Below are 20685 nucleotides of genomic sequence, written 5' to 3' on the forward strand. Positions count from 1 at the left end.
CGCCTGGTTGGGGGGTTAACGAGTTGCCAGATTTACCCAAGCGGGCGGAGTGGAGGCTTGAGCGGGGGCGGTCCGCCGGAGAGGCTGTCGGCCAGCCGACATTCGGGGGGAACGACATGAAGACACTTGCTGTACTGCTGGCCGGCACCGCCATCGTCGCGGGCCCCACGGCCGCCTTCGCCGGAACGCTGCCACCGCCGCCGCAACCGTCCGGCGTGACGGCGGCCAAGCCCGCCGCCCCGATTGCCCCGGCTGTTTCGGCCGCGAAGGTCCCTCCGGCCGCGAAGAGTCTTCCGGGCGCCCCGGTGGCCAAGGTTCCCCCGGTTCCTCCGGCGGCGCCGGCCGTGAAGGTGCCTCCCTTCGTCCCGGATATGCCGGGCACGAAGCTCCCTCCGGCCTCGACCACGCCGGTCTCGAAGATCCGTCCGATCGCGAACCGCACACGGGCGCTGATCCTCACCTACGCCAACGGAGAGACGGCCAAGCCCGAGCGCTACGCGGTCCTGAACTGCCCGGCGTCGTCCGCACCGCTGCGCAGGCGGGATGAGGAGGCGTGCGGCGTCGTGAACCGGGTGAGGGGCGACCTGACCCAGCTCAAGCCGAGCCAGAACACCTTCTGCCCGATGATGTTCAGCCCGGTCACGGTGACCGCCCACGGGATCTGGGACGGTCGTTACGTCGACTTCAGGCACACGTTCGGCAACGCCTGCGAGATGCACTCGGCGACGGGCAGCGTCTTCGACATCTGATCGCGCCGGCCGTGGGGGGCCGTGATCTCGCCGGGCGGGCAGAGTAATGTTCGGGCATGTTCGCCGTGACCGCTACACAGACAGACCCGGATAACCCGCTCAAAGGGCTGACGCTGGGCGACCGGCCCGAGCCGACGGTCCCCGAGGGCTGGACGACGATCACCGTCAAGGCCGCCGCGCTGAACCACCACGACCTGTGGACGCTCAAGGGGGTGGGAATCAGCCAGGATCGGCTGCCCATCATCCTCGGGTGCGACGCCGCGGGCGTGGACGAGAACGGCGACGAGGTCATCGTCCACTCGGTGATCGGCACCCCGGTCAACGGAGACGAGACGCTGGATCCGAAGCGCTCGCTCCTGTCGGAGACCTACGACGGAACGTTCGCGGAGAAGGTGGCGGTCCCCGCGGGGAACGTGGTGCCCAAGCCCGCCGCGATCTCGTTCGAAGAGGCGGCCTGCCTGCCCACCGCCTGGCTGACGGCCTACCGCATGCTCTTCGACAAGGCGGCCCTCGAGCCGGGCTCGACGGTGCTCGTCCAGGGCGCTGGCGGCGGCGTCGCCACCGCCCTCATCGCGCTCGGCCGGGCCGGGGGATTCCGGATGTGGGCGACGAGCCGTTCGGAGGAGAAGCGGGCCAGGGCGCTCGAACTCGGCGCCGACCGGGCCTTCGAGACCGGTGCCCGGCTGCCCGAACGCGTCGACGCGGTGATGGAGACCGTGGGCGAGGCGACCTGGGCGCACTCCCTGAGCTCGCTTCGCCCGGGCGGCAAGGTCGTCACCTGCGGGGCCACGAGCGGGATGGTGGCCCCCACGCAGTTGGCCCAGGTGTTCTTCCTGCAGAAGTCGATCATCGGGTCCACCATGGGGACCCGGGACCAGCTCGCCAGACTCGCCGTCTTCCTGGAGCAGACCGGAGTGCGGCCGGTGATCGACCGCGTGCTCCCGCTGACCGAGGCCGAGGACGGGTTCGCCGCGATGCACCACGGCGACGTCTTCGGGAAGATCGTATTCACCGTGTGACCGAGCAGCTCGCCGCTCGCGGCCGCCCCTGTGCGTTCGCTACTCGTGGCCGCCGGTGGCGAGCGTGTCCGGCCGACGGCCCCCGCCGTCGCGCGGATCGGGGTGGTCCTCCGGCGGGGCCTCGCGCCGCGGCGGAGGCGCCTGCCTGAGGAACGGGTTGCGCCAGCCGTACGGACTCATCGTCGCCTCCTTCCGCGAGACGCCTGATCAGGGCCGCAGTACGTCGCGGATCCGGTCGGCAGCCTCGTCGAGGATGGCTTCGCAGCGGGCGACGGCGTCGTCGGTGAGCACGCCCTCGCCGGCCTCGCGGCGCACCCGTCCGATGAAGTCGGCCAGCGCGCGCCCCAGTTCGGCGTCCTGGGCGGCGCCGCCAGGCCTGGCGAAGGACCTGCCCGTGATCGACCAGGCCTCCTCCCAGGTCCGCCGCCATTCACGCTGCCAGCGGTCGGTCTCATTGCGCCACTGCTGGCGCTGGTGGCGCCACTCCTCTTTGTGCTGGCGCCACTCCTCCTTCGCCTGCTGGCGTTGCCGCTTCCACTCCTCCTTCTGCTCCCGCCAGGCGTCGCGGGACTCGTGCGAGTGCGGGGCGCGGGGCTCGCGTGCGGAGTCGTTGCCGATGTCCCTGGCCATCTGGGTGAGCTCCTGGCGGAGGGACCGCACGGTCTGCCGCACGTCCTCCTTGACCTCACGCGCGATGTCCTGGACGGAGGCGGTGATCTCCCGCTCCAGTTCGGCGAGCTCGTCCATCCGGTCGTTGAGCTCGCTCCTGCCTTGATCGGTCAGGGTGAAGACCTTCTTGCCGTCCACGACCTCATGGGTGACCAGGCCCTCCTCCTCCAGGCGGGCCAGGCGCGGATAGATCGTGCCCGGAGAGGGGGAGTAGACGCCGAGGAAGCGGTCCTGCAGAAGGCGGATCACCTCATAGCCGTGCCGCGGACTCTCCTCGAGCAGTTTCAGCAGGTACAGCCGGAGCCGACCGTGACCGAACACCGGGCTCATGATCTCTCCTCGTTCGCCGTGCCGGCGGACTGCCTGCTCAGCAGGGTCACGTCGCCGGACACCGTGTTGGCCGACAGGTGGGCCATGCCACCGCCGAGCCGTCCCGAGAGCGACCTCACTCCCGGACGCTTCTGATGATCGAGCTCGGGGAAGGCCGACTCGACGCGGCCCGAACTCGAGCGCATGGACACGTCGCTGTCCACCGCCTGCTGGAGCCGTACGACCACGGAACCGGACACGCTGTTCAGCGTGACATGGGAGGTCGGGTCGAGCTCCAGATCCGCGGTGATCCTCCCGGAGACGGTGTTGGCGCGCAGGTGGTGCGGCGCCCCCTCGGCGACGGTCAGCTCGCCGGAGATGCTGTTGAAGGACAGGTCGCCCGCGAGCCCGCGGCTCTCCACGGATCCGGAGACGGTCTCGGCGTGGACGTCGCCGCTCACGCCGTCGAGGACGAGGTCGCCGGAGACGCTCTTGACGTTCGTCCGGCCTTCGAAGCCCGCCACCACGGCGGAGGCGGAGATGACCCCCACCTGCACCGGGCAATCCTTCGGGACGGTGAGCGTGAGCGTCGTGTTCCGCGGGCCCGGGCGGAGCCAGCCGAGGACTCCGTCCCAGGTCAGGTCCTTATAGGTGACGACGAGCCTGCCGTCGTCCTCGTGGGTGACCAGCAGGGGCGGCGCGCCGATGTCGGTCACCTCGAGACTGGGTGGCCCGTCACTGGCGAGCACCGCCAGCCGTCCGGCCACGATTCGGACGCTCAACTGGCTGACGGGGGCGAACGTGAGCTGTTCGGGCTTCCCGATCGTCCATTGGGGCATGGCTCGGCCCTTCCAACGCGAGGTCGCCGATCTCGAGGGACGCCGGGGACGTCGAGAGGCCGGCAGCAGTGCTGTCTATAAACACGATATGTCGCGTCTTGGAAAAGTCAAGATGTATCGCGTTTTGCCCGTCGGTGTCAGTCGTCCTCGTCGAGCCGGGCCAGCCACGTGGCCAGCCGTTCCACGGGGATCTCGAACTCGGGGTTGAGGTCGACGAACTCGCGCAGCCGCTCGGCCAGCCAGCTCACGCTGACCTCCTCGTCGCCGCGCCGGTCGACGAGTTCCTCGATGCCCCTGTCCGTGAAGTACATGGTGGTGCTCCATTTACGGGGAAGTCCCCCACAGCGGACCGTGGGGGACTTCCGTGTGTGTACGCCTTCGGACTAGCCGAAGATGTCGTCGACCATGCTGCCCAGCTCGCTGTCGTGCTTGGAGTGGGAGCCGGTGGCCGGCGAGGAGTTGGGCGTGCGGGAGACCCGGCGCAGGGTGTGACCCCCGAGCAGGTCGGGCCGCTCGGTCGTCTTGAGCGCAAGGTACGGCCACGGGCCCATGTTGACCGGCTCGTCCTGAGCCCAGATGACCTCGATGTCGCTGCCGTACCTGGCCAGCTCGGCCTTGAGCGGGTTCTCCGGGAACGGGTAGATCCGCTCCAGGCGGACCAGCGCCACGTCGTTCCGCTCGGCCTTGGTCCGGGCGGCCAGCAGGTCGTAGTAGATCCTGCCCGAGGAGATCACGACCTTGCGGACGGCCGACGGGACCACCGTGTTGTCGCCGATGACCGGCTGGAAGGAGCCGGAGGTGAACTCCGCCGTCGCCGACGCCGCGGCCTTGAGGCGCAGCAGCGACTTGGGCGTGAACACGATCAGCGGCTTGCGCCGGCTGGACAGCACCTGCCAGCGCAGCAGGTGGAAGTAGTTCGCCGGCGTGCTCGGCTGGGCGACCGTCATGTTGTCCAGCGCGCACATCTGCAGGTAGCGCTCGATGCGGGCGGAGGAGTGATCAGGGCCCTGACCCTCGTAGCCGTGCGGCAGCAGCAGCACGACCGACGAGCGCTGGCCCCACTTCTGCTCACCCGACGAGATGAACTCGTCGATGATCGACTGGGCGCCGTTGGCGAAGTCGCCGAACTGGGCCTCCCAGGCCACCAGGGCGTCCGGCCTGACCACGCTGTAGCCGTACTCGAAGCCCATCGCGGCGAACTCGCTGAGCAGCGAGTCGTAGACGTAGAACTTCGTGGTGCCGTGGTTGAAGGCCTTGAGCGGGGTGTGCTCCTCGCCGGTCACCCGGTCGACGATCACGGCGTGCCGCTGGCCGAACGTGCCTCGGCGGGAGTCCTGGCCGACCAGCCGCACCGGGTGACCGTCGATGAGCAGCGAGCCGAAGGCCAGCGCCTCCCCGGTCGCCCAGTCGATGGTGTTGTCGGCGACCATGGCGCCCCGCCGCTGCAGCACCGGCGCGAGGCGCGGGTGGACGGTGAAGCCCTCGGGCAGGCTGAGCTGGGTCTCGATGACCCGCTTGACCGTCTCGTCCGAGATCGCCGACGCCGTGTCCTCGTGCGACCACGGGATCAGCTCGTCGGGCTCCGGCGCGACGACCGCGCCCGGCTCGAGCGGCCGCTTGGTGGCCTCGCGGGTCTCGGTGAAGGCCCGCTCGAGCTGCTCCTGGTAGTCGCGCAGGGCCTGCTCGGCCTCCTCGACCGTGATGTCGCCCCGGCCGATGAGCGCCTCGGTGAAGAGCTTGCGGGTGGACCGCTTCGCGTCGATGAGGTCGTACATCAGCGGCTGGGTGAACGCCGGGTTGTCGGTCTCGTTGTGCCCGCGGCGGCGGTAGCAGACGAGGTCGATGACGACGTCCTTGAGGAATGACTTGCGGTACTCGTAGGCCAGCCGGCCGACGCGGACGACGGCCTCGGGGTCGTCGCCGTTCACGTGGAAGATCGGCGCCTGGATCATCCGGGCGACGTCCGTCGCGTAGACCGAGGAGCGGGAGCTCGCCGGGCTCGTCGTGAAGCCGACCTGGTTGTTGACCACGATGTGGACGGTGCCGCCGGTGCGGTAGCCGCGCAGCTGGGACAGGTGCAGGGTCTCGGCGACCACGCCCTGGCCGGCGAAGGCCGCGTCACCGTGGACGAGCACGGGCAGGACGGTGAAGCCCTCCTCGCCGCGCTCGAGCAGGTCCTGCTTGGCCCGGACCACGCCCTCGAGGACGGGGTCGACGGCCTCCAGGTGCGACGGGTTGGCCACCACCGAAGTGGCGATCTTGGAGCCGTCGGGCGCCACGAAGTCGCCGCTCGCGCCCAGGTGGTACTTCACGTCGCCGGAGCCGTGCGCGCTGCGCGGGTCGATGTTGCCCTCGAACTCGCCGAACACCTGTCCGTAGGACTTGCCCACGGTGTTGGCCAGCACGTTGAGCCGGCCCCGGTGCGCCATGCCGATGACGACCTCGTCGAGCTTCTCCTTGGCCGCCTCGCTGATCACCGAGTCGAGCAGCGGGATCAGCGACTCGCCGCCTTCGAGGGAGAAGCGCTTCTGGCCGACGTACTTGGTCTGCAGGAAGGTCTCGAACGCCTCGGCCGTGTTGAGCCGCCGCAGGATGTAGAGCTGCTCCTCGCGGTCGGACTTGGCGTGCGGCTTCTCCACCCGCGCCTGGATCCAGGCCCGCTCCTCGGGGTTCTGGATGTGCATGTACTCGATGCCGACGGTCCGGCAGTACGAGTCGCGCAGGACGCCCAGGATGTCGCGCAGCTTCATCAGCGGCCGGCCGCCGAAGCCGCCGGTCGCGAACTCCCGCTCGAGGTCCCACAGGGTCAGGCCGTGGGACTTTATGTCGAGGTCGGGGTGCTTGCGCTGGTGGTAGTCCAGCGGGTCGGTGTCGGCCATGAGGTGGCCGCGCACCCGGTACGCGTGGATGAGCTCGAGCACGCGGGCGGACTTGGCCACGTCGTCGTCGTGAGTGGCCGAGATGTCCGGGACCCAGCGGACCGGCTCGTAGGGGATGCGCAGCGACTCGAAGATCTCGTCGTAGAAACCGTCGGCGCCGAGCAGGAGCTCGTGGATCCGGCGCAGGAAGTCGCCCGACTGGGCGCCCTGGATGATCCGGTGGTCGTAGGTGGAGGTCAGCGTCATGACCTTGCTGATCGCCAGGCGCGAGAGCGTCTCGGCGGAGGCGCCCTGGTACTCCGCCGGGTATTCCATCGCCCCGACGCCGATGATCGTGCCCTGGCCGGGCATCAGGCGCGGCACCGAGTGCACCGTGCCGATGGTGCCGGGGTTGGTCAGCGAGATCGTGGTGCCCTGGAAGTCGTCCACGCCGAGCTTTCCTGCGCGGGCCTTGCGGACGATGTCCTCGTAGGCCACCCAGAACTGGCGGAAGTCCAGCGTCTCCGCGGCCTTGATCGACGGCACCAGGAGCTGACGGGTGCCGTCGCTCTTCTGGACGTCGATGGCCAGGCCGAGCCCGACGTGCTCGGGCTTGACCAGGGTCGGCTTGCCGTCCACCTCCGTGTAGGAGTGGTTCATGTCCGGCATCGCCTGGAGCGCCCGGACGATGGCGTAGCCGATCACGTGGGTGAAGGAGATCTTGCCGCCACGGCCGCGCGACAGGTGGTTGTTGATGACGATCCGGTTGTCGACCAGCAGCTTCGCGGGAACCGCGCGCACGCTCGTCGCCGTCGGCACCGTCAGCGAGGCTTCCATGTTGAGGGCCGTGCGGGCCGCCGCGCCCCTGATCTTCTCCTCGGTCGCGCCGGCCGGGACGGGCGTGGCGCTCTTCGGCTTCTCAGCCGGAGCGGCCTTCGTCGGTACCGGAGCGGCCTTCGCTGGTGCGGCAGGAGCCGCCTGTGGCGCGGGAGGAGTCGGGGTGGGAGGCGCTGGGGTGGCCGCGGCCGTTCCGTTCGCGGCAGGAGCCTGGGAAGGCGCGGCAGCGGTGGCTGAGGCCTTTCCCGTCCCGTTGTAGTCAGCGAAGAAGTGCCACCAGGCCTTGTCCACTGACTCGGGATCCTCTAGGTACTTCTGATATAGCTCGTCGACAAGCCATTCGTTTTGTCCGAAGCTTGCCAGTGGGTTTGTCCGCGACGACTCAGACGACACGGCGGAAATCGCCTTCTTCCGCAGATGGGCGTTGTTGTTTTAGAACCGGTCCAAGGCTACTCGCCCTGGACGGTGTGGTGCGCCCGTCGGGGCCAGGTCCTGGCTCATCGTCCCAGGATCGATCAAAGAGGTCAGGCGCGAGTAGTCCGTCTGGGTGGTGAGGCAGTGCTTACTGAATGGTCATGTCTCAGCCGGGACGGGTGTTTTCGACCGAAATGATTGCATGGCCCCGGGATCCGGCCCTCCCGAACGTGATGTTTCGCGCGGGCCGGTCGTCCCGGACATTCAGTCGATCAGCCGTCGCTCGATCCGTACCGCCGGCGTGATGGCGGTGAGCAGGGCCGTGAGCTCGTCTCCGGCCGCGGCCAGTTCGTCGGAGGACAGCGGCTCCAGCCGTTCGAGAAGGAACAGGGCGTCCACGGTCTCCTCGGTGATCCGGGTGCGGACGCACTGCCGCCAGTTCCACCTCCGGCAGGTGACGCCCGTGTCGTCCCGCCAGATCACTTCGCCGATCTCCGGCTCGCCGAGCGCCTCCTCGGACGGTTCGTCGCCGGCGGCGCGGACGAGACGCGCGGCGCCGTCGTAGCGGCGCAGGTCCTCGCCGCCGATCGGCAGGCCGTGCCGTACGGACACGGCGTTGTAGGCGTCGACGACCAGGTTGATCTCCGGGAGGGGCATCCGGCGGACGAGGGCGTCGACGGACGGCCGGGTCCGCTGCGGCTTGGCGCCGAAGGCGCGGTAGGCCGTGCGCCACGCCTCGACCTTCTCGTGGTCGGTCGGTACGGCGTCGGCCGCCGCGGCAGCCAGCCATTCGCGCGACCTGTCGTCGGTCGGGCCGTTGGCCAGGCCGTAGGCGCAGATGGCGAGCACGGCGAAGTCGGGACGCAGTCGTCGGACCGCCTCGTCAATCCGGATTTCCTCGATCACGCGGCCCAGCCTAGGGGCGGGGCGGTGTTGTCCGCTCATCGCAAACAAAAGTTTGCAAACTTATCTTTGCGAAGTTAGGCTCGGTGGCATGAGCGATGAGGTCTTCCATGTGAGTGATCCGCGGACGCTCAAAGCGGTGGCGCACCCCCTCCGGGTGCGCCTGCTGGGGGCGCTCCGGTCGGACGGGCCCGCGACCGCCACCGAACTGGGCGCCAGGTTCGGGGAGAGCTCGGGATCGACGAGCTATCACCTGAGGCAGCTCGCCCGGTACGGGTTCGTCGAGGAGGACAGGGAGCAACGTGATCGCCGCGAGCGGCGATGGCGGGCCGTCCACCGGATGACCTCGTGGAGCAACGCCGAGATGTCGGCGACCCCCGAGGGCCGGGAGGCCGCGGACCTCCTGCGCCGCCGCCAGGTCGAGGTGCTGACGGACACCGTGGAGGCCTTCGAGCGGGACAGGGACTCGTGGAGCACCGAGTGGATCGAGGTCGCCGGGATGTCCGACGACGTCGTACGGCTGTCGCCGGCGTCGGTGGCCTCGTTGACGGAACAGCTGTGGGTCATGCTCAGGGAGGCCGCCGACCGGGACAGGGGCGCTCCCGACGCCCGTCCCGTGTCCGTGTTCTTCGCCGCCCACCCCCGCGCGTGATCATGCACAGGTTCGGCGAGATGTGCTGTGAGCTGGGCGAAAGCCGTACGTGATCATGCACGGATTCGGCCGGACCATGGGTGACCTGCGCCGACTTCCTTCGTGATCATGCAATCCGGCGGCCGGCCGCGGGCGCATGATCACGAACCGGGAAATGGCAGGCCGGAGGGCCGCGCGCCGAAGGCGTGCATGATCACGAACCGTGAAACCGCAGATCAGCCGGGTCGCCGCCGAAGGCGTGCATGATCACGGCGAGAGTCGTCGCAGGTGAAGGACCATGATCAAGAAGGTGAGCATGATCACGCCGAGTACGCGCAAGTATGCGCTTGTGGAGTTCCTCACCTGGTTGCCGGTGGGGTTGATGATCGCGCCGATGGTTCTGCTCATGTCGGTGCGCGGGCTCGATATCGCCCAGATCGGCCTGGTCACGGCCGCGTACTCGATCACCGTCGTGGTCCTGGAACTCCCCACGGGCGGGCTGGCCGACGTCATCGGCCGACGGACCGTCCTCGCCGCCTCGGCCGTCTTCAGCGTGGCGGGGTTCACCATGACGGCGCTGGCGGGCACGTTCTGGGCGTTCCTGGCCGCCTCGCTCCTCAAGGGCGTCGCCCGGGCCCTGTCGAGCGGCCCGGCCCAGGCCTGGTACGTCGACGGGCTCCATGCGCTCGAAGGCCCGGACGCCGACCTCAAGCCCGGCCTCGCGGCGGGCGGGGCCGCCGGGTCCGTCGCCCTCGCCATCGGAACGCTGACAGGCGGTGTGCTCCCGTTGCTCGTCAGCGGCGAGTCGCTCGCCGTGCCGGTCTGGGCGGGCGGGGGTGCCGCCCTGGTCCTGCTGTTCACGGTCCTCCTCGTGATGCGGGAGCCGGCCAAGCCGGTCCGGCCGCGCTTCGCGGACGTGATGCGCGACGTCCCGGTGACCATCGGGGGAGGGTTCAGGCTCGCCGTGCTCGACCGTGGCCTCGGGCGCCTGCTGCTCGTCGCGGTGACCGTGGGCGTGCTGCTCAACAGCATCGAACTGCTGACGCCCGGCCGTCTGGCCGCGCTCACGGGACGACCCGAGACGGCCGGCACGATCTACGCGGTCGTGGCCGCCGCCGGGTTCGCGGCGAACGCCGTGGGCAGCTCCATCGCTCCTGCCGTGGCCAGGCTCGCCCGGGGGTCGATGCGCGCCGTCATGCTGGCCACCGTCGTCACGGCGGCGTCCGTGGGCGCCCTCGCGGCGTCGGTGGCCCTCGACGGCGTGGCGGGAATGGCCGCCGCCGGAGCCGCCTATGTCGTGCTGTTCACGGGCCTCGCCGTCAGTTCGCTGTTCAGGACCGAGCTGATCCACCAGCGGGTCGCCTCGACGCAGCGGGCGACCGTGATGTCGGTCGACTCGCTCCAGTTGCAGCTCGGCGGGATGGTCTCCTCGCTCGTGCTGGTCCCGATCTCGGCGCAGGTGGGCACGGGCGGATCGTGGGCCGTGAGCGCCGTGATCACGCTGTCCGCGGCCCTCCTCTATGTACGGCTCCCCGCCGCCCGCCCGGCCGTCGCCGTGCCTGTACGGCAACCCCAGTAGAACGATGTTCGGGTGACAGGGCAGAATCGGGGGGTGCGAAAGGGGTGCGGCCGATGAGCAAGCCGACCGTTACGGCGGCCAACGAGGAACAGCGCGCGGCCTGGCTCGCCCGGGTCGTCCCGGAGGTCGAGCGTGTGCGGCCGGGGTTGTGGTCGATCCCGGTGCCGATTCCCATCAATCCGCTCCGCTACGTCCTCGTGTACGCGCTGGAGATCCCGGACGGCGTGGCGATCATCGACGCGGGATGGAACACCGACGAGGCCTACGACGCCCTCGTGGCCGGGCTGCGGACGGCCGGATACGAGATCACCGATGTCAAGGCGGTGCTGGTCACCCACATCCATCCGGACCACTACGGCCTGGCCGGGCGCATCCGGGAGGTCTCGGGGGCCTGGATCGGCCTGCATCCGGAGGACGCCCGGCTGGTCCACGAGCGCTACGACGACTCCGCCATCCAGGCGCTGATCGCCCGGGAGCGGAGTCTGCTGCTGCGATGCGGCGTGCCGGAGATGACCGCCCAGGAACTGGCCGGCGCGTCCATGATGTTGCGCAGTTTCGTGACGATGGCCGTTCCGGACCGGCTGATCGAGGACGGCGACCGGATGGACCTCCCCGGATGGGACCTGCGGGCCATCTGGACCCCGGGGCACTCGCCCGGCCATCTCTGCTTCGTGGAGCCCGACCGGCGGCTCCTGTTCTCCGGCGACCACGTGCTGGCGAAGATCACGCCGATGGTGGCGGTGCACCCCCAGTCGACGGCGAATCCGCTCGCCGACTATCTCGACGCCCTCAGGAGTGTCGGGAAACTCGACGTTGACGAGGTGCTTCCCGCCCACGAGTTCCGGTTCCTCGAGCTGGGTGAGCGCGTGGACTACGTGGTCAAGCACCACGAGGAGCGGCTCGCGGAGGTGGAGCGTGTCCTCGCCGAGACGGGCGGCAGCACGTGCTGGGACCTCGCGACCCGGCTGACCTGGTCGAGGCCGTGGGAGAGCATCGCTCCCCACATGCGGCGCGGCGCCAACAACGAGACGCTGGCCCATCTCGTGTGGCTGGAGGCGCGCGGTCTGGTCTCGCGCGTGCCCGGAGAGCCGGATCTGTGGCTCTCCGCAAGTTCTATGTAAACCAAGTAGGAAATGTTGACTATATGCGCCGATGCGTTTAGCGTCGGCGGCATGAGTCAGGACGCGTTCACGGCCCGGCCCGCTCGCGGAGACGTCGGCCGCTCCGGCGGCCGCCGATGTCGATCTCGGTGAGAAGCCCGCGATCGGACCGGCTCCGGGTCCCGCTGGAGCGTCGCTCTCCCCCGTGGAGGACCGCATGTCCAAGAAACCGCACCTCGAGGCCATTTTGACCACCATGCCGCCCGTCCTCCTGGGCGGCCCGGGTCCCGCGGGGGACCACGCACGACTGAGGAGGACGCGATGAGCATCGTGACCCTGGTGGGCAACCCGCGGGAAGGGTCCAGGACGCTCGCCATCGCGGTACGCGCCGCCGAGGCTGTGGCCGGACGGCTGCGACCCGCCGCCGGGCTCGCGGACGCGGCAGGCGCCTCGGAGGGGAGCAGTCCCGCCGCCGGCGGCTCAGGGGAGTACGGCCGAGCGGGAGACGTGGTGGACCTGGCCGCTCTCGCGCCGGACCTGCTCGCCCGCGAGCCGGGGCCCGGTGTGGAGTCTGCGCTGAAACTGGTCCTGGACGCCGAGGTCCTGGTGGTGGCCAGTCCCACCTACAAGGGGACGTACACGGGGCTGCTCAAGGTGTTCCTCGACAGGCTTCCGCACCAGGCGCTGGCAGGGAAGACGGCGTTGCCGCTGCTGGTCATGGGCGATCCCAAGCACTCCCTCGCGGTCGAGGTGCACCTGAGGCCGCTGCTGGTCGAGCTCGGCGCCTTCGTCCCCACGCCCGGGCTGGTGGTGCTGGACTCGGTGGTCCCGCGTGATTTCGGCCCCGATTCCGGCGCGACGGCCGTACCCGAACTCGACGATCTGCTGGACCGCTGGGCCGGGCAGGTGGTTCCCCGCCCGCCGTCGTCCCAGGAGGTTCCGGAATGACACGCGGACCGGCTCGGAGGTCCAGCTGATGACCGCCATGCACGACTCGCCCCCCGACGCTCACGTCCCGACGCACCTCCGGCTCGTGCCCTCAGAGGGCGACCGATCAGAAAATTACGACCGATCAGAAAACCCCGACCCCGCCGAGGACGTGGACCCGGCCGAGAGGACCTCCGCGCGGAACGGATCGTCGGCGGCGCAGGCCGGTCCGGTCAGCGGCGAGGAGTTCCGCCGGGCCCTCGCCGTGCACGCCGCCGGGGTGGTGGTGGTGACCGCCCGGCCGGAGGGCGTGCCGGTGGGACTGACCGCCACCTCGTTCTCGTCGGTCAGCCTGGAGCCGCCCCTGGTGTCGTTCTACGTGGCGCAGTCGTCGACGACCTGGCCGGCGCTGCGGCGGGCCGATCACTTCGCGGTGAACGTCCTCGCAGGCGACCAGGCGGAGGTCGCGGCCAGGTTCGCGAAGAAGGACATCGACCGCTTCGCCCATCCGACCAGGTGGAGCGGGGGCCCGCAGGACGCGCCGCTGCTGCACGACGTGTCGGCGCACCTGATCTGCCGTCCCCACCACACGGTCGAGGTCGGCGACCACATCCTCGTCGTCGGCCTGGTCACCTCGACCACCGTGAGCTCGGCGGGGCGTCCCCTCCTCTACCACAAGGGCAGATTCGGGCGGTTCCTGCCCTACTGACCGGACTGCTCGCCGTACTCGATCAGCCGGAGGACGGGCCGTTCCGAGGGGGACGGCCCGTCCTGCGGTCAGGCCAGGCGGACGGCGCCGCGTCCCGTCGCGAGCGGCAGGTCGAGGATCGTCCGGATGCCCGGGGGCGCCGCGCACACGGCGGCGATCGAGTTGACCGCGTGCGCGGCCGCGCCCGCCAGGCCGTGCGACACCTCGTCGATGGTGACGGCCATGGTGGGCCTGCCTTCGATGTGGATGGCGAACCCGGGCCGAGCCCACCGCGGCGCCTTGTCCGCGTCCGCCTTATAGACGCATTCGACGGTCATGAACGGCATGTTCTTCACCAGGCCGGTGAAAACCCATCGGGACGCGCAGACCGTGCCGGGCCGCACCACTCCCGCGGCGATCTCGAACTCCTCCGTGGCCAGTTCGAACTCGTCGCTCTCCTCGATCTCATCGAGCGCGACGCCGAGGGTGGACGCCACGAGCTGGACGCTCTCCGCGAACAGCGACCGCTGATAGGCGCGGAAGGGGCGGATCGCGTCCGCGTAGTCCTTGGGCGCGCGTGAGAAGCCGATCAGGTCGGTGACGATCTGCCGGGACGGATGACCGCGGTAGTCGGAGGACTCGCGTACGTAGATGTGGTCGAGCCGGTCGGACAGCCCGGTCAGCGCGAGCGGCAGCAGGTCGCTCATGAAGCCGGGGTTGATGCCGGTCCCGTGCAGGGAGGTCCCGCCGCGGGCGCAGGCCGTCTCGATCCGCTCGACGACGCCGGGGCCGTACGCCTGGGGATAGACGAATCCGGTGGTGGTGATGACGTTCTTGCCCGACGACAACAGCGCGCAGATCGTCTCGAGGTCGGTCGATGGATCGCCGCCGAAGTACGACGCCGGTAACGGCATGTGGAGGACGCAGTCGGCCTCCATGGCCAGCACCTGGTCGACGTCGTCGGTGCACACGACACCCGCCGTGCCCAGGCCCACCAGCTCACCCGCGTCGAGCCCGACCTTGTCGGGGTCGTAGACGAGAGCTCCCACCAGCTCGAACTCCGGACGATTGATCACATTCCGCAGCGCGTATCCCCCGACTGCGCCGGTGGCCCACTGGACCACGCGCAGGGGTGGAGTAAAGGGCATGCGTGGCCTCCAGCCAGGTCAGCTCTGGGCGGGGGCCGTGCTGGGAGGGGTGTCGTCGTTGACCCACGCCCGTCCGGGGGCCAGAAACTATAGCAGAAATCACCGGATTGATCACAGTACGCGGTGATCTGCTGTTGGTCGCCGTCGCTTTCAGGTGGGAGAGCTATTGTTCAGGCAACTAGAACCTTGTTCTCCTCCGAAAGGTGGGCGTCATGCCGGATCTCAGGTTCGACGGACAGGTGGCGGTCGTGACGGGTGCGGGACATGGTCTCGGCCGCTCGCACGCGCTCCTGCTCGCGGAGCGCGGGGCCAAGGTCGTCGTCAACGACCTCGGCGGCGCCCTCGACGGCACGGGCCCGTCCTCCGGGCCCGCCGCGGACGTGGCCGAGCTGATCGTCAAGAACGGCGGCGAGGCGGTGGCCAACGGGGACAACGTCGCGACACCCGAAGGTGCCCAGGCCGTCGTCCAGACCGCGATCGACACGTTCGGCCGGGTGGACATCGTGGTCAACAACGCCGGGATCCTGCGGGACAAGTCGCTGGGCAAGATGACCGTCGAGGAGTTCGACGCCGTGCTGGCCGTCCACGTGCGCGGCTCGTTCCTGGTCACCCGGGCGGCGTTCCCGCACATGAAGGAGCAGGCGTACGGGAGGATCGTCAACACCTCCTCGCCCGCCGGTCTGTTCGGCAACTTCGGCCAGGTCAACTACTCGACCGCGAAGATGGGCCTGGTCGGCCTCACCAAGTCGGTCGCCATCGAGGGCGCGCGCGCCAACATCAGGGCCAACGCGATCGCGCCGATCGCCTGGACCCGGATGACCGAGGCGTTGTTCCCCGCCGAGTTCGAGGAGAAGCTGACGCCCGAGCGGATCAGCCCGCTGGTCGCCTACCTCGCGCACGAGAGTTGCGAGACGACCGGCGAGGTGTTCTCCGTGGGCGGTGGCCGCGTCGCCCGCGTGTTCGTCGCCGAGGGCCCGGGCTGGCGTACGGACGACCTCACGATCGAGGCGATCCACGACAACTGGGACGCCGTGATGACCGAGGAGCCCCACCTTCAGCCCACCACGCTGGGGGGACAGGCCACCGCGTCCATGCAGGCCATGCTGTAACCACGCCGCTGCGGTCACGTCCATCGATCGCGGGCCGGCGCCGGGTGTGTCCCGGTGCCGGCCGCGATGCGGCGTGCATGATCACGTCTGGTGTTCTCGCAGGTCGCGAGGCGCGCCTGCGAATCTGTGCATGATCACGGCGAGGGTTTGGCCAGGCCGTACGGCGTGGCGCCGAACCTGTGCATGATCACGGCGAGGGGTTGGGCAGGTCGTGCGGCGTGGCGCCGAACCTGTGCATGATCACGGCGAGGGGGGGTCAGGCGGGGGAGGGGCCGGGGTGGCGGGGGGCGGGTTCGCGGCCGGGCGGCTGGCGGAGCCGCTGGTCGGGCACCGGCGTGATCGGCGTGGTGTGCTCGACCGGCTCGCGGCCGAGCGTGAACGCCTCCCCGTGGTGGTGCAGGGTCAGCGAGTGCCCGTGCACCAGCGTGTACGTCGTCGTGGTCGCGGTGATGTCGACGCACAGCAGCCGGCCCCGGTAACGAATCCGGAAGCAGAGCCGGGTGATGCCGTCGGGCAGCCGCGGGGAGAAGCACATCCGGCCTGAACACGCTCGCATGCCGCCGAATCCCGCGACCAGAGCCGTCCACGCGCCGGCCAGCGAGGCCATGTGCACGCCGTCCCTGGTGTTCTTCTCCAGGTCGTGCAGGTCCATCAGCGCGGCCTCGCCGAGGTAGTCGTAGGCGAGCTCCAGCTGGCCCACCTCGGCCGCCATCACGGACTGCGTGCACGCGGACAACGACGAGTCCCTGACCGTCAGGCGCTCGTAGTAGGCGAAGTCACGGGCCTTCTCCTCGGGCGTGAACGCGTCGCCGCGCAAATGGAGCGCGAGCACGAGATCGGCCTGCTTGACCACCTGCTTGCGGTAGAGGTCGAAGTACGGGAAGTTCAGCAGCAGCGGATACTGCTCCGGCTTGGTCGTCTCGAAATCCCAGATCGCATGGCGGGTGAACCCCTCGCTCTGGGGGTGGACGCCCAGGCGCTCGTCGTACGGGATGTACATCGCGGACGCGGCGTCACGCCAGATCGCGATCTCCTCCAGCCCGACGCCGAGCTCCTGTGCGCGGTCCGCGTGGCGGACGGCGGCGTCGGCGGCGGCGCGCAGGTTCATCTGCGCCATGAGGTTCGTGTAGATGTTGTTGTCGGCCACCGCGCTGTACTCGTCCGGGCCGGTGACGCCGTCGATCCGGTACTTGCCCTCGACGTCGTGGTGGCCGAGGCTGCACCACAGCCTGGCGGTCGCGACGAGCAGCGGCATGCCGGCCTCGCGCTCGAAGTCCATGTCCTCCGTGGCGTCGACGTACCGCACGGCCGCGTCGGCGATGTCGGCGTTGACGTGGAACGCCGCCGTGCCGGCCGGCCAGTAGCCCGAGCACTCCTCGCCGTTGATGGTCCGCCAGGGGAACGCGGCTCCGTGCAGGCCCAGCTGGTCGGCACGGTCCTCTGCCTGGGGCAGGATCGACTCCCGCCACTGCAGGGCGTCCGCCGCCGACCTCGGATGCGTGTAGGTGAGGACGGGCAGCACGAAACTCTCCGTGTCCCAGAACGCGTGCCCGTCGTAGCCGGACCCGGTGAGGCCCTTGCCGGGGATCGGCCGCCGTTCCAGCCGCGCGCCGGCCTGGAGCAGGTGGAACAGTCCGAAGCGGACGGCCTGCTGGATCTCGGCGTCGCCCTCGACCTCGACGTCGGCCCCCGCCCAGAACTCGTCGAGATACTTGCGCTGCTTGGCGAGCAGGCCGTCCCATCCGGTGAGGCGGGCGGCGGCGAGGGCGGCGACCACCTGGTCGTGCAGGGCGGGGCGGGACCGCTGGGCCGACCAGCCGTAGGCGAACAGCTTGATGAGGCGAAGCCGCTGCCCGGGCTTGAGCTGGGTCGCCACCGTCAGGCGGCTGACGTCGTCGCCTCCGTCGGCCTCGGCGCGCGTCCCCGAGGGCCCGTCGATCTGGTGCCGCATGGCGGCGGCGACGCGCAGGTTGCTCGTCCGGGTGGAGTGGACCATGACCGCCACGCCCGACGTCCCCGGGGTGTTCTCCTCCAGCACCAGAGGTGCCTCGAGTACCGCGGCCGCACGGGGGTCGCGGCCCGTGTCGGGCAGGGTCTCGTTGGCCACAAGTTCGGACTGCACGACCACGCCGAGCGTGTCGTCCACGGCCTCGACCTCGTAGTGCACGGCGGCGACGGCCCGGTGCGTGAACGACACCAGCCGGGTCGACCTGATGCGGACCGTGGCGCCGGCCGGCGACGTCCAGTGGACCGTGCGGGTGAGGGTGCCGGCCCGCAGGTCGAGGACCCGCTCGTGCTCGTGGAGCGTGCCGTACCTGACGTCGAAGGGCTCGTCGTCGACGAGCAGCCGGATGAGCTTGCCGTTGGTGACGTTGACCACCGTCTGGCCGGACTCGGGGAAGCCGTAGCCGGCCTCGGCGTACGGCAGGGGCCGCAACTCGTAGACGGAGTTGAGATAGGTGCCGGGCAGGCCGTGGGGCTCGCCCTCGTCGAGGTTGCCGCGCAGGCCGATGTGCCCGTTGGACAGCGCGAACACCGACTCGGTCTGCGGCAGCACGTCGAGGTGCAGGCGGCACTCGCGGATCCACCAGGGCTCCACGGTGAAGGCGGGATGCTGGATCATCACTGCTCCAGGAGATCGGCGAGGTCGGTGACGACGGTGTCGGCGCCATGATCGCGGAGCGCGGCCGCCTGCCCCACCCGGTCGACCCCGACGACCAGGGCGAACCGGCCGGCCCTGCCCGCCTCGACTCCGGCGAGGGCGTCCTCGAAGACCGCCGCCTCCGACGGCTTCAGGCCGAGCGCCCGCGCTCCCTCCACGTACATGTCCGGTGCCGGCTTGCCGGCGAGTTTCCGCGTCTGGGCGACGGCGCCGTCGATCCGCGCCTCGAACAGGCCGGCGATGCCGGCGGCGTCCAGGACCCGCTCGGTGTTGGCGCTCGACGAGACGACCGCCGTGCTCAGCCCGGCGTCCCGGACCGCGCGGACGTACCGCACGGATCCGTCGAAGACCTCGACGCCCTTCTCGTCGAGGACGTGCTGCACGAGTTCGTTCTTGTGGTTGCTCACGCCGTTGACGGTCAGGGCGTCCGGCGGGTCGCCGGGGTCTCCTTCGGGGAGGTCGATTCCTCGCGAGTCCAGGAACGACCGGGTGCCGTCGAGCCGTTTCTTGCCGTCGACGTACCTGTCGTAGTCGGCCACCTCGTCGAACGGCTCGAACGGCGTCCCCGTGCGGTCGGCCCACGTACGGAGGAACTCGTCGAAGGCCCGTTTCCATGCGGCCGCGTGGACGGTGGCCGTCCGGGTCAGCACCCCGTCCATGTCGAACAGGCAGCCGCGGACTCCGTCGGGCAACCCCAGCATGAGACCCCCTGAGCATGACATTCCGGAAATGGAAGGCCTTCTTACCTCGGGTCTCTACCCAGCCGGGAAGCACGCGTACATCCGTACTTTTGCCGTTTTCGGCGAAAGATTGCATCAGATCGATAAAAGACCTTCCCCTCGGCGGGGGACGGGAGGTACGTTCGCCGCAATCACCTTGACGCGGAGGCGCGTTGTGAAGCGGAGCACCATGCGGCCGGAGAACGTGCATCAAGCGACCCTTCTGAGGCTTCTCCGGGACGGGGGTCGTTCGCGGGCCGAGCTCGCGGACGTCGTCGACCTGTCACGCTCCAAACTCAACGTGGAGCTGGACGGGCTGATCGAGCTCGGCCTGGTCGAGTCCGCCGGTCTCGCCGCCTCCCGCGGGGGCAGGCGGTCGGGCAAGGTACGGCTCTCGCCGCACACCCGTTTCGCCGGGATCGACATCGGGGCGACGTCGATCGACGTCGCGGTCACCAACGGCGAGCTGGAGGTTCTCGGGCACGTCAGCGAGCCGTGCGACATTCGGGAGGGACCCGCCGCCGTGCTCGACCGGGCCGTCGACCTGCTGGGCAAGTTCCGGGAGAACGGGCTGTTCACCCAGCTGCACGGCGCGGGGATCGGGGTCCCCGGCCCGGTGAGCTTCCCCGAGGGCGTCCCGGTGGTGCCGCCGATCATGCCGGGCTGGGACCGCTACCCGGTGCGCGAGGCGATCGGGCAGGAGCTCGGGTGTCCCGCGATGGTCGACAACGACGTGAACATCATGGCCCTCGGCGAACTGCACGCGGGCCTGGCGCGCAACGTCGACGACTTCCTCCTGGTGAAGATCGGCACCGGCGTCGGCTGCGGCATCGTGGTCGACGGCAAGATCTACCGGGGTGTCTCCGGAAGCGCCGGCGACATCGGGCACATCCGGGTGGACGATCTCGGGCCGGTCTGCGCGTGCGGCAACTCCGGCTGCCTGGAGGCCTACTTCGGCGGCGCCGCCCTGGCGAGGGAGGCAACCAACCTCGCCCGCTCGGGCAGGTCGCCGTACCTCGCGGAACGGCTGGCCGCGACCGGCGAGCTGCGCGCCGAGGACGTGGCCGCCGCGGCGGCGCAGGGGGACGCCGAGGCGATCAGGCTCATCCGCGACGGAGGTCACCGGGTCGGTCAGGTGCTGGCCAGCCTGGTCAGCTTCTTCAATCCCGGGCTCGTGATCATCGCCGGTGGGGTCGCCCGGCTCGGCCACGTCCTGCTCGCGGAGATCAGAAGCGTCGTATATCGCCGGTCGTTGCCGCTGGCCACCGGCAACATGCCGATCGTGCTCTCCGAACTCGGGGAGATCGCGGGCGTCGTCGGGGCCGCCCGCCTCATCAGCGACCACGTCTATTCGGCCAAGTAGCCCGGAGAGTCACCCCCCAGGAGAGCCTCATGGCGACGATCCCCCCGTCCTTCCCCAGGAGCGCGCGATGACCGAGGTCGACCCGACCGCCACGCCCGCCACCGCCGGGCGTCCCCCCGGCCGCGACCCGCAGGCTCTTCCCTCCCTCCTCACTCGTCTGTC

18 protein-coding genes are annotated in these 20685 nt (G+C 69.9%); 9 read left to right on the top strand and 9 right to left on the bottom strand.

Annotated elements, in window-relative coordinates; all coding sequences use genetic code 11:
- Positions 1 to 116: 116 nt before the first annotated feature.
- The gene (locus Pka01_RS38650) at positions 117 to 749 is read left to right on the top strand and encodes an SSI family serine proteinase inhibitor (protein ID WP_203887970.1); all 633 of its coding nucleotides are present in this window, start codon (positions 117 to 119) and stop codon (positions 747 to 749) included.
- A 56-nt stretch (positions 750 to 805) separates the two neighbouring features.
- Positions 806 to 1768 carry a zinc-binding dehydrogenase gene (locus tag Pka01_RS38655; protein ID WP_203887971.1) on the top strand — a complete coding sequence of 321 codons (963 nt, stop codon included), beginning with the start codon at positions 806 to 808 and terminating at the stop codon, positions 1766 to 1768.
- A gap of 39 nt (positions 1769 to 1807) precedes the next feature.
- Here the strand turns inward: Pka01_RS38655 and Pka01_RS38660 are convergent, their stop codons facing one another.
- The 6 genes from Pka01_RS38660 to Pka01_RS38685 all read right to left on the bottom strand — a co-directional run bounded on the left by Pka01_RS38660 (position 1808) and on the right by Pka01_RS38685 (position 8600).
- Entirely contained in the window at positions 1808 to 1948 is a 141-nt protein-coding gene (locus Pka01_RS38660; protein WP_203887972.1) for a hypothetical protein, read from the bottom strand.
- A 27-nt stretch (positions 1949 to 1975) separates the two neighbouring features.
- A complete protein-coding gene (locus Pka01_RS38665; protein ID WP_203887973.1) occupies positions 1976 to 2767 on the bottom strand; it encodes a PadR family transcriptional regulator in 792 nt (263 codons plus the stop codon).
- Complete coding sequence (locus tag Pka01_RS38670; protein WP_203887974.1) at positions 2764 to 3585, bottom strand: DUF4097 family beta strand repeat-containing protein; 822 nt, start codon at positions 3583 to 3585, stop codon at positions 2764 to 2766. Before Pka01_RS38670 ends, Pka01_RS38665 begins: the two co-directional genes overlap by 4 nt.
- Before the next feature lie 137 nt (positions 3586 to 3722).
- Complete coding sequence (locus tag Pka01_RS38675; protein ID WP_203887975.1) at positions 3723 to 3896, bottom strand: DUF6104 family protein; 174 nt, start codon at positions 3894 to 3896, stop codon at positions 3723 to 3725.
- A 72-nt stretch (positions 3897 to 3968) separates the two neighbouring features.
- The gene (locus tag Pka01_RS38680; RefSeq protein ID WP_203887976.1) at positions 3969 to 7673 is read right to left on the bottom strand and encodes a multifunctional oxoglutarate decarboxylase/oxoglutarate dehydrogenase thiamine pyrophosphate-binding subunit/dihydrolipoyllysine-residue succinyltransferase subunit; all 3705 of its coding nucleotides are present in this window, start codon (positions 7671 to 7673) and stop codon (positions 3969 to 3971) included.
- A gap of 285 nt (positions 7674 to 7958) precedes the next feature.
- Complete coding sequence (locus Pka01_RS38685; RefSeq protein ID WP_239116205.1) at positions 7959 to 8600, bottom strand: B3/B4 domain-containing protein; 642 nt, start codon at positions 8598 to 8600, stop codon at positions 7959 to 7961.
- Between the two features lie 88 nt (positions 8601 to 8688).
- On the opposite strand from Pka01_RS38685, the gene Pka01_RS38690 reads away from it, so the two are divergent.
- The 5 genes from Pka01_RS38690 (at position 8689) to Pka01_RS38710 (ending at position 13543) form a co-directional block, all read left to right on the top strand.
- Positions 8689 to 9249, top strand: a complete 561-nt coding sequence (locus tag Pka01_RS38690) for a winged helix-turn-helix domain-containing protein (protein ID WP_203887978.1) — start codon at positions 8689 to 8691, stop codon at positions 9247 to 9249.
- Positions 9250 to 9526: 277 nt separating this feature from the next.
- Positions 9527 to 10807, top strand: coding sequence for an MFS transporter (locus Pka01_RS38695; protein ID WP_203887979.1), 1281 nt, complete (start codon positions 9527 to 9529; stop codon positions 10805 to 10807).
- 53 nt (positions 10808 to 10860) lie between these two features.
- On the top strand, positions 10861 to 11928 hold the full coding sequence (locus Pka01_RS38700) for an MBL fold metallo-hydrolase (protein WP_203887980.1): 1068 nt from the start codon (positions 10861 to 10863) through the stop codon (positions 11926 to 11928).
- Positions 11929 to 12228: 300 nt separating this feature from the next.
- A complete protein-coding gene (locus Pka01_RS38705; RefSeq protein ID WP_203887981.1) occupies positions 12229 to 12855 on the top strand; it encodes an NADPH-dependent FMN reductase in 627 nt (208 codons plus the stop codon).
- A gap of 28 nt (positions 12856 to 12883) precedes the next feature.
- The gene (locus Pka01_RS38710; protein WP_308442320.1) at positions 12884 to 13543 is read left to right on the top strand and encodes a flavin reductase family protein; all 660 of its coding nucleotides are present in this window, start codon (positions 12884 to 12886) and stop codon (positions 13541 to 13543) included.
- A gap of 68 nt (positions 13544 to 13611) precedes the next feature.
- Here the strand turns inward: Pka01_RS38710 and Pka01_RS38715 are convergent, their stop codons facing one another.
- The gene (locus Pka01_RS38715) at positions 13612 to 14670 is read right to left on the bottom strand and encodes an NAD(P)H-dependent amine dehydrogenase family protein (RefSeq protein ID WP_203887982.1); all 1059 of its coding nucleotides are present in this window, start codon (positions 14668 to 14670) and stop codon (positions 13612 to 13614) included.
- Positions 14671 to 14882: 212 nt separating this feature from the next.
- Between Pka01_RS38715 and Pka01_RS38720 the strand changes: the two genes are divergently transcribed.
- Positions 14883 to 15779, top strand: a complete 897-nt coding sequence (locus Pka01_RS38720) for an SDR family oxidoreductase (protein ID WP_203887983.1) — start codon at positions 14883 to 14885, stop codon at positions 15777 to 15779.
- Between the two features lie 256 nt (positions 15780 to 16035).
- Here the strand turns inward: Pka01_RS38720 and Pka01_RS38725 are convergent, their stop codons facing one another.
- Positions 16036 to 18402, bottom strand: coding sequence for a glycoside hydrolase family 65 protein (locus Pka01_RS38725; RefSeq protein ID WP_203887984.1), 2367 nt, complete (start codon positions 18400 to 18402; stop codon positions 16036 to 16038).
- Complete coding sequence (locus Pka01_RS38730; RefSeq protein WP_203887985.1) at positions 18402 to 19142, bottom strand: HAD family hydrolase; 741 nt, start codon at positions 19140 to 19142, stop codon at positions 18402 to 18404. Before Pka01_RS38730 ends, Pka01_RS38725 begins: the two co-directional genes overlap by 1 nt.
- 193 nt (positions 19143 to 19335) lie before the next feature.
- Here Pka01_RS38730 and Pka01_RS38735 point away from each other — a divergent pair, with 193 nt between their 5' ends.
- Positions 19336 to 20523 carry an ROK family transcriptional regulator gene (locus Pka01_RS38735; protein WP_239116207.1) on the top strand — a complete coding sequence of 396 codons (1188 nt, stop codon included), beginning with the start codon at positions 19336 to 19338 and terminating at the stop codon, positions 20521 to 20523.
- Positions 20524 to 20685 lie beyond the last annotated feature (162 nt).

It is taken from the genome of Planotetraspora kaengkrachanensis (genome assembly GCF_016862895.1).
In the GTDB taxonomy this organism is placed as follows: Bacteria; Actinomycetota; Actinomycetes; order Streptosporangiales; family Streptosporangiaceae; genus Planotetraspora; species Planotetraspora kaengkrachanensis.

Excerpts from the sequence above, each read along its gene's own strand:
- Pka01_RS38650 (WP_203887970.1), top strand. The coding sequence starts at position 117 with ATGAAGACACTTGCTGTACTGCTGGCCGGCACCGCCATCGTCGCGGGC.
- Pka01_RS38655 (WP_203887971.1), top strand. The coding sequence starts at position 806 with ATGTTCGCCGTGACCGCTACACAGACAGACCCGGATAACCCGCTCAAA.
- Pka01_RS38660 (WP_203887972.1), bottom strand. The coding sequence starts at position 1,948 with ATGAGTCCGTACGGCTGGCGCAACCCGTTCCTCAGGCAGGCGCCTCCG.
- Pka01_RS38665 (WP_203887973.1), bottom strand. The coding sequence starts at position 2,767 with ATGAGCCCGGTGTTCGGTCACGGTCGGCTCCGGCTGTACCTGCTGAAA.
- Pka01_RS38670 (WP_203887974.1), bottom strand. The coding sequence starts at position 3,585 with ATGCCCCAATGGACGATCGGGAAGCCCGAACAGCTCACGTTCGCCCCC.
- Pka01_RS38675 (WP_203887975.1), bottom strand. The coding sequence starts at position 3,896 with ATGTACTTCACGGACAGGGGCATCGAGGAACTCGTCGACCGGCGCGGC.
- Pka01_RS38690 (WP_203887978.1), top strand. The coding sequence starts at position 8,689 with ATGAGCGATGAGGTCTTCCATGTGAGTGATCCGCGGACGCTCAAAGCG.
- Pka01_RS38695 (WP_203887979.1), top strand. The coding sequence starts at position 9,527 with ATGATCAAGAAGGTGAGCATGATCACGCCGAGTACGCGCAAGTATGCG.
- Pka01_RS38700 (WP_203887980.1), top strand. The coding sequence starts at position 10,861 with ATGAGCAAGCCGACCGTTACGGCGGCCAACGAGGAACAGCGCGCGGCC.
- Pka01_RS38705 (WP_203887981.1), top strand. The coding sequence starts at position 12,229 with ATGAGCATCGTGACCCTGGTGGGCAACCCGCGGGAAGGGTCCAGGACG.
- Pka01_RS38710 (WP_308442320.1), top strand. The coding sequence starts at position 12,884 with ATGACCGCCATGCACGACTCGCCCCCCGACGCTCACGTCCCGACGCAC.
- Pka01_RS38715 (WP_203887982.1), bottom strand. The coding sequence starts at position 14,670 with ATGCCCTTTACTCCACCCCTGCGCGTGGTCCAGTGGGCCACCGGCGCA.
- Pka01_RS38720 (WP_203887983.1), top strand. The coding sequence starts at position 14,883 with ATGCCGGATCTCAGGTTCGACGGACAGGTGGCGGTCGTGACGGGTGCG.
- Pka01_RS38725 (WP_203887984.1), bottom strand. The coding sequence starts at position 18,402 with ATGATCCAGCATCCCGCCTTCACCGTGGAGCCCTGGTGGATCCGCGAG.
- Pka01_RS38730 (WP_203887985.1), bottom strand. The coding sequence starts at position 19,142 with ATGCTGGGGTTGCCCGACGGAGTCCGCGGCTGCCTGTTCGACATGGAC.